The following is a 7,185-nucleotide window of genomic DNA, read 5'->3' as shown; positions in this document are numbered from 1 at the left end:
GTTTTTCGCTTATTTTAACCTAAAAACACTACTAAACCCTTAATTTACAATGCTTTTAATTCCGAACTGAGGTTAATATAGAGATATAAATAAAATCATTATTCTATTTCTAAATCCTTTTCATATAATGAGAACTATAGTTAATCCTAAAGAAATATGTCATTCTACGACTTGATCGTAGAATCTAATTTAAGACTCATAATGAGTAGATCCTATGGTCAAAGCCATAGGATGACAAAAATGGTTTCAAAAGATATTTGGTTTAACTATATATTTGAATGTGGGACTCTGAAATAATTTCAGTATGACATTTTTGATTTGTAATAAGCTATATAACACATTTTATATGTGTTATAAATATAAGCTGTATTTTATATATAAATTTGGAAAAAATCTAAAGAAAAAATTAGAAAAATATTTTATTTGATAACTGGATCTAGTTCGCCAGCTTCATACTTTTGAAACATTGTTTCAAGTGAAATAGGCTTTATCTTACTAGCCATACCTGCACTTCCAAATGCCTCATATCTAGCTTGACAGATTTCAGACATTGCTACTTTTGCTACAGCATTATATTTACGTGGATCAAACTCTGCAGGATTTTCCGCCATAAATCTTCTAACTGCACCTGTTGCAGCCATACGTAGATCTGTATCGATATTTACTTTACGCACACCAAACTTGATAGCTTCAACGATTTCTTCTACAGGTACACCATAAGTTTCACCCATAGCACCACCATAAGTATTAATAACCTCTAACCAGTCTTGTGGTACAGAAGATGAACCATGCATTACCAAGTGAGTATCAGGAATTCTTGCATGAATCTCTTTTACTCTGCTTATAGACAAAATATCACCTGTAGGTGGCTTAGTAAATTTATAAGCACCATGTGAAGTACCTATAGCAATAGCTAAAGCATCAACCTTTGTCTTTTTAACAAAATCAGCCGCTTCTTCTGGATCCGTAAGCATTTGATCCATAGATAATGTACCCTCAGCACCAACACCATCTTCTTCGCCAGCTTGACCTGTCTCTAATGAACCAAGACAACCTAACTCACCTTCAACAGAAACTCCACAAGCATGAGCCATATCTGTAACAGTCTTTGTAACATTTACATTATATTCATAGTCAGAAGGAGTTTTGCCATCTGATCTTAAAGAACCATCCATCATTACAGATGAAAAACCTAACTGAATAGATCTTTGACAAACTGATGGGGACGTACCATGATCTTGATGCATACATACTGGAATATGTGGATATTCTTCTATTGCTGCTAAAACTAAATGTCTGATAAACGGAGCACCTGCATATTTTCTAGCTCCTGCAGAGCCTTGTAAGATTACTGGTGAATTTACTCTATCTGCAGCTTCCATTACAGCTCTAACCTGTTCAAGGTTATTCACATTAAAAGCTGGCAGTCCATATCCATGCTCAGCGGCATGATCTAGTAATTGTCTTAATGAAACTAAAGCCATTTTTTATCTCCTTATCTTACTTGACCTGCAACTATTACTTTAATCTTATTTGTACTTCCATGTACACCCATACTATCTCCGCTAGTCAGAACAAAAACATCTCCGCTCTTAGCTAGTTTTCTACTTTCTAACTCTATAGAAGCTGATCTATTAACATATAATTTAGACATTCTAGTTGAATCAAAATATATTGGCACAACTCCTCTAAATAAAGTCATAGCCCCAAGCGTAGGAGCATTACGTGATAATGCATAAATAGGCAAATCACTATTTATACGTGACATCCAGCGTGAAGTATTACCACCTTCTGTTAAGACTATCAAACCTTTTGCACTAATTTCATTAGCAATCTTTACAGCTGCTACTGATACAGCTTGATCCACACGGTCACAACTACCAATTTTAGGCTTTTTAACCATGTGGCTATATTTACTATGCTCTGCTGAATCACAAATACGTGACATAGCCTCAATAGTCTCTACTGGATATTTACCTACCGCAGTTTCAGCTGAAAGCATCACAGCATCAGTACCATCAAATACAGCATTTGCAACATCAGATGCCTCTGCACGCGTTGGTGAAGAGTTTTCAATCATTGACTCCATCATCTGAGTAGCTGTAATAGAACCTTTTTCATTCTGACGAGCTGTTGTGATTATTAGCTTTTGAGCAGCAGGGACATTCTCATCACCAATCTCTACAGCTAAATCACCACGAGCTACCATCACAAGGTCAGAAGCATCAACGATACCTCTTAAGTTTTCTTCTATGACAGCTTCTGCTCTTTCGATCTTAGCAACCATCGCAGGCTTCCAACCAGCTTCATTTACAAGTTGGCGTGCATATTCCATATCCTTGCCATCCCTAACAAATGATACAGCTAAGAAGTCTACTTGAAGCATCGCAGCTATTTTAATATCTTCTTTATCTTTATCAGTAAGAGCAGGAGCTGTAAGCCCACCGCCTTTTTTATTGATACCTTTATTATTAGAAACCTTACCGCCAACTACTACTTTAGTAACAGCTTTATTCCCCTTCACAGAGTCAACTTCTAAAACGATCTTACCATCATCAACTAGTAAAATATCACCTTTTTTTACATCTTGTATTAATTCTTTATAATCAATACTCACTGCATTTTCATCGCCATCTTCAAGGCCTAAATCTGCATCAAGAGTAAATTTTTGACCTTTCTTAATCTCTACAGAACCTTTCTTGAATTTTGACAATCTAATTTTAGGACCTTGTAAATCAGCTAAAATACCAACATAAGTATCTTGCTCTTTTGCAATCTGACGGATCAAATCTACTCTTTTACGATGATCTTCGGCAGAACCATGCGAGAAATTACATCTTACTGCATTTACTCCTGCTTTAATCATTGACGTTAAAGCTTCTCTAGATTCACTAGCTGGACCAAGAGTAGCTAAGATTTTTGTTCTTCTCATATAAATAAACCTTTAAATTATTTTTTTGCTTTTTGTATTAGCATTTCTATAGCTGGTAATTTTTTACCTTCTAAAAGCTCTAAAAATGCTCCTCCGGCTGTCGATATATAAGAAACTTTATCTTTTATATCAAACTTTTCTATAGCAGCAATTGTATCACCACCACCAGCAACTGAAAAAGCATCTGATTCTGCAATAGCTAAAGACAAAGCTTTTGTACCTTCTGCAAAATTATCAAATTCAAAAACTCCCAAAGGACCATTCCAAAGGATAGTGTTTGCTTGTTTTAAACATTCAGTTATATATTCTTCTGACTTAGGACCAATATCCAAGATCATATCATCATGAGCAATATCATGAACATCTTTTATTATAGCTTCAGCACTTTCATCGAACTTTTTAGCGACTCTAACATCTCTTGGTATCGGAACTACGATACCTTTCAAATTAGCCTCTGCTATGATTTCTTTAGCTTCAATAACAAGATCTTCCTCATATAGTGAAGCACCGATATCATAACCTTGAGCTTTTAAAAAAGTATTTGCAATGCCTCCACCAACTACTAAAATTTCTACTTTTTTTAGTAAATTATGCAAGACCATTAATTTAGTAGATACTTTAGATCCACCAACAATAGCTGCCATTGGTTCCTTAGGTGCTTTGAGAACTTTCTCTAGGGCACTAACTTCTTTAGCTAAAAGAAGTCCTGCACATGCTACCGGAATAAATTCAGCAACACCATAGGTTGAAGCCTGTGCTCTATGCGCAGTAGCAAAAGCATCCATAACAAAAACATCACCAAGACTAGCTATCTTCTGAGATAGTTGCTCATTAGATTTTTTCTCACCTTTATTAAAACGAACATTGTCACACATAACAATTTCGCCAACTTCAACATTAACTCCATTTAACCAATCTTTTGCAAATTTAACTGGCTTATTAATAATTTGGGATAATGCTTCTGCCACAGGCTCTAATGAAAACTGAGGATCATATTCACCCTCAGTAGGACGACCAAGGTGAGACATCAAAATAACAGCCCCGCCTTTGTCTAAAATATATTGAATTGTTGGAATAGCAGCCTCAATTCTAACTTTACTTGTAACTTTGCCATCTTTGACAGGTACATTAAAGTCTACACGAACAAGAACTCTTTTACCTTTTAAATCAACATCTCTTAAAGTTAGAAAATTCATAACTTACTCCAGATTTATAAAGCTCCAAAATATTCTACTACTCTAACCATTTGGTTTGTATAAGACATTTCATTATCATACCAAGATACAACTTTAACTAATGACTTATTTCCAAGTGAAGTAACTTTAGTTTGAGTTGCATCAAATAAAGAGCCTTCTGAAATTCCAATGATATCGCTAGATACTAACTCTTCTTCAGTATAGCCAAAAGAGTCATTAGCAGCAGCTTTCATTGCAGCATTTACTTCTTCAGCCGTAACACTCTTAGATACTACAGCAACAAGTTCAGTTAAAGAGCCAGTAGGTACAGGAACACGTTGTGCAGCACCGTCAAGTTTACCAGCTAATTCTGGGATAACTAAACCAATAGCTTTAGCTGCGCCAGTTGAGTTAGGAACAATATTTGCAGCAGCAGCTCTTGCACGACGGAAATCATTTTTTGCATGAGGAGCATCTAAAGTATTTTGATCACCAGTATATGCATGAATAGTAGTCATAAAACCACTTTCAATCGTTGCTAAATCATGTAAACCTTTAGCCATAGGAGCTAAGCAGTTAGTTGTACAAGATGCAGCAGATATGATCTTCTCATCTGCATTTAATATATCATGATTAACACCAAATACTACTGTTGGCAGGTCATTACCAGCAGGAGCAGAAATAACTACTTTCTTAGCACCAGCATCTATATGAGCTTGTGATTTTGCTTTTGATACATAAAAACCTGTACACTCTAGTACAACATCTACATTTAACTCACCCCATGGTAAGTTAGCAGCATCTTTTTCTGCATATATTTTAATTTCTTTACCATCTACAACTATAGAATCTTCTTTTGCTGATGTTACAGCTGCTTTTGAGAATCTACCTTGAGCAGAATCATACTTTAATAAATGTGCTAACATTTTTGGATTTGTTAAGTCGTTAATCGCAACAATTTCTACTCCGTCTTTCTCAAACATTTGACGGAAAGCTAAACGACCAATTCTACCGAAACCATTAATTGCAACTCTCATTATTAATCTCCTTAAGATATTATCTTGCGAAAGTTATTACACATATTTAGCAACTATGTTGCTAATATTCTCTACAGTAAAGCCAAAGTGTTTAAATAAATCTGCAGCTGGTGCTGATTCACCAAAACTATAGATTCCTTTGACTTCACCACCAGCCTTCGGCATATATTTATACCACGTATCAGGCTGTGCCATTTCAACAAAAACAGCTGGAATATCATTCTTGATTACTGATTTTTTATACTCTTGAGATTGAGCATCAAAAACTTCTACACATGGTATAGAAGCAACATTTATTTTTATACCTTTAATTTCAAATTCCTTAGCTGTATTTATAGCTAATTCAACTTCTGAACCTGTTGCAACAATCGTTGCTTTTGCATCTGCATGTTCTTTAACTAAATAACCTCCTTTTGAGACTTTAGCTACTTGTTCTTGATTTTCAACAGCAGGCTGCAATCCTTGACGAGTTAAAACCATAACACTTGGAGTGTCTTTTGATTTAACTGCCTCTTGCCACGCAATCATTGTCTCAATTGTATCAGCAGGCCTCCAAACATTTAAATTTGGTATTAATCTTAAACTTGGTACATGCTCAATTGGCTGGTGCGTTGGACCATCTTCACCTAATCCAATAGAGTCATGCGACATAACATGAACTACTGGTTGTTTCATAAGTGCTGACATTCTAATAGCATTTCTGGAGTAATCACTAAATACTAAGAATGTACCACCATAAGGTTTTAACCCACCATATAAACTTAAACCATTCATAATAGCGGCCATACCGAACTCTCTAACCCCATATGAAAGATAGTTAGCTCCATCATCGGTGTTGTTTAACCAAATAGAGCCACTCCAGTTAGTATTATTAGATCCTGTTAAATCTGCTGAACCACCAAACATCTCTGGCATTTTGCTACATAAAACTTCTAAAGCCATTTGAGATGCCTTACGAGTAGCCACTTTTACAGGGTTTTCTAACTGAGAATTAATATACTCACTTACAGCAGTATTTAACTCAGAAGGTAGCTCTTTATTTAAAACTCTACTTAATTCTTCAAATTTAGGGCTATGTTTATAAGCACTCCAGACTTTCTGCCAATTTTCTTCTAAAACTTGGCCTTTTTCTTTTGCATCCCAATACTTATATACATCTTGAGGTACCTCAAATGCTCCATATTTCCAATCTAACTCTTTTGCAGCGGACGCTCTCTCTTGATCACTCAACGGTGAGCCATGTACAGAAGCTGTCCCTGCTTTTTCAGGTGACCCAAAGCCAATAACAGTTTTGCAACATATTAAAGTAGGTTTGTCTTGTTCAGCTTTTGCATCAATAATAGCTTGCTCTATAGCTGTGAAATCATGACCATCAACATTTTTAATAACATTCCAACCATAAGCTTCAAATCTTTCAACAGTGTTATCTGTGAACCACCCTTTAGTATCACCATCAATAGAAATACTATTATCATCCCAAAAAGCTATTAATTTGTTTAACCCTAAAGTTCCAGCTAAAGAACATGATTCATGAGAAACACCTTCCATTAAACAACCATCTCCCAAAAATACATAAGTATGGTGGTCTATCACTTTTGTTCCAGATGTATTATATCTTTGCGATAAAAGTTTTTCTCCTAAAGCCATCCCAACAGCATTTGCTACACCTTGGCCTAGTGGTCCAGTAGTTGTTTCAACACCTGCAGTATAACCGTACTCTGGGTGGCCAGGAGTTTTTGAATGAAGTTGTCTAAAATCTTTAATATCATCAATCGACACATCATAACCTGATAAATGTAATAATGAATATAAAAGCATTGAACCATGACCATTCGAAAGTATAAACCTATCGCGATTTATCCAATTTGGATTCTTAGGATTATGTTTCAGGAACTTTGTCCATAAAACTGTCGCAATATCAGCCATACCCATAGGCATACCAGGATGTCCTGATTTAGCTTTTAATGTTGCATCAATAGATAAAAACCTTATAGCGTTTGAAACTTCTTGAGGAATCGATAAAGACATTAGTATTTGACCT

Annotated in this window: 5 protein-coding genes; all 5 read right to left on the bottom strand. The window is 35.5% G+C overall.

Annotated features, from left to right (window positions below; genetic code table 11):
* Positions 1 to 419 precede the first annotated feature (419 nt).
* Genes fba through tkt form a run of 5 tightly spaced genes read right to left on the bottom strand, consistent with a single transcriptional unit; the run spans position 420 to position 7,172 of the window.
* Positions 420 to 1,484, bottom strand: a complete 1,065-nt coding sequence (fba, locus tag AB8E56_RS06325) for a class II fructose-bisphosphate aldolase (RefSeq protein ID WP_329479223.1) — start codon at positions 1,482 to 1,484, stop codon at positions 420 to 422.
* A gap of 11 nt (positions 1,485 to 1,495) precedes the next feature.
* Positions 1,496 to 2,932 (bottom strand): pyruvate kinase, encoded by a 1,437-nt coding sequence (pyk, locus tag AB8E56_RS06320; protein WP_329479221.1) that lies wholly within the window; start codon positions 2,930 to 2,932, stop codon positions 1,496 to 1,498.
* Between the two features lie 17 nt (positions 2,933 to 2,949).
* Positions 2,950 to 4,128, bottom strand: coding sequence for a phosphoglycerate kinase (locus AB8E56_RS06315; protein ID WP_329479219.1), 1,179 nt, complete (start codon positions 4,126 to 4,128; stop codon positions 2,950 to 2,952).
* A gap of 14 nt (positions 4,129 to 4,142) precedes the next feature.
* Positions 4,143 to 5,144, bottom strand: a complete 1,002-nt coding sequence (gene gap, locus AB8E56_RS06310) for a type I glyceraldehyde-3-phosphate dehydrogenase (RefSeq protein WP_329479217.1) — start codon at positions 5,142 to 5,144, stop codon at positions 4,143 to 4,145.
* A 36-nt stretch (positions 5,145 to 5,180) separates the two neighbouring features.
* A complete protein-coding gene (gene tkt / locus AB8E56_RS06305) occupies positions 5,181 to 7,172 on the bottom strand; it encodes a transketolase (protein WP_329479215.1) in 1,992 nt (663 codons plus the stop codon).
* Between the last annotated feature and the right edge of the window lie 13 nt (positions 7,173 to 7,185).

This window comes from Francisella sp. 19X1-34 (assembly GCF_041102755.1).
In the GTDB taxonomy this organism is placed as follows: Bacteria; Pseudomonadota; Gammaproteobacteria; order Francisellales; family Francisellaceae; genus Francisella.
Note: the sequence above shows the minus strand (reverse complement) of the source record. Positions and strands in the feature narration are given on the sequence as shown.

What these genes read in the sequence shown, in the direction of transcription:
- AB8E56_RS06315 (WP_329479219.1), bottom strand. Translation starts at nt 4,128, where the DNA reads ATGAATTTTCTAACTTTAAGAGATGTTGATTTAAAAGGTAAAAGAGTT.
- fba (WP_329479223.1), bottom strand. Translation starts at nt 1,484, where the DNA reads ATGGCTTTAGTTTCATTAAGACAATTACTAGATCATGCCGCTGAGCAT.
- pyk (WP_329479221.1), bottom strand. Translation starts at nt 2,932, where the DNA reads ATGAGAAGAACAAAAATCTTAGCTACTCTTGGTCCAGCTAGTGAATCT.
- tkt (WP_329479215.1), bottom strand. Translation starts at nt 7,172, where the DNA reads ATGTCTTTATCGATTCCTCAAGAAGTTTCAAACGCTATAAGGTTTTTA.
- gap (WP_329479217.1), bottom strand. Translation starts at nt 5,144, where the DNA reads ATGAGAGTTGCAATTAATGGTTTCGGTAGAATTGGTCGTTTAGCTTTC.